This window comes from Blautia sp. HCP3S3_C4, from assembly GCF_052064095.1.
Classification (GTDB): Bacteria; Bacillota; Clostridia; order Lachnospirales; family Lachnospiraceae; genus Blautia_A.
On the sequence record NZ_JBQHWF010000052.1, the window covers coordinates 1 to 809 of the forward strand.

At 42.4% G+C, this 809-nt stretch carries 1 protein-coding gene; it reads left to right on the plus strand.

The window, feature by feature from the left end; all coding sequences use genetic code 11:
• Nucleotides 1-216: 216 nt before the first annotated feature.
• Nucleotides 217-612: a helix-turn-helix domain-containing protein gene (locus ACTNC6_RS16140; RefSeq protein ID WP_441044661.1), complete on the plus strand. Its 396-nt coding sequence runs from the start codon at nucleotides 217-219 to the stop codon at nucleotides 610-612.
• Nucleotides 613-809: the final 197 nt, after the last annotated feature.

An 809-nucleotide genomic window follows, 5' to 3' on the forward strand; every position in this document is an offset into this window, starting at 1 on the left:
CAATGTATGGAAGATGTGGCAGGCAGTTGCTTGAAGCAAAGTTGAGGTACATGGGATATAACAATAATAACGGATAATTGCGGAAGAGCCTTTCACCCCGGATTATTCAAAAATCTGATTTCATACATCAATATATGAGTTATCACATAATTCAAAAGAAAGAGGGAATTCAGTATAATGAATATGCGAATGGAATGGATAGGAGGTGGGGTGTCAATGCTGACTACGGCTGAAATTGAGCAATGTTCGTTAGACACAGCGTTAATCGGAAAGCGGATCAAGAAGGCGAGGAAAGAAAAGCGTCAAACACAGGAATACCTGGCTGGTCTTTGCGATTGCACACCAACCCATATCTGTAATATTGAAAATGGGAAAATCGGGATTTCTCTGGAGTTGCTGTTCAAGATCAGTGTGATACTTGAGAAAAGTATAGATTACTTCGTGATGGATAATCCGAATGCGAACCCCGAAGTCAAAATAAATACAGAGATTGCCCCGAAATTGACACAGTGTGATCCGCAGATGCTGGATATGGTCGTTAGCTTTTTAGACAGATTGATTTCCTACCGGGATAATTTGAGCAGGAAGCTTACGGAGACGAACAATATATAACATGGATTTATGGATTGCCGGAAAAATATACCGACAGCCATAGGATGAAAGTATCAGATTGGAAAGAGATAGACAGAGTTGTCAAGGGGGACTTGATGGCTCTGTCTTTTATGTGCGCCTAGCGGCGCACGTCGCTAATGGATGAAAGTTCCTAATCCGCCCTAGTAGTGGGAAGGATACAGCCGAGACCAAGGGTG

Excerpts from the sequence above, each read along its gene's own strand:
- ACTNC6_RS16140 (WP_441044661.1), top strand. The coding sequence starts at position 217 with ATGCTGACTACGGCTGAAATTGAGCAATGTTCGTTAGACACAGCGTTA.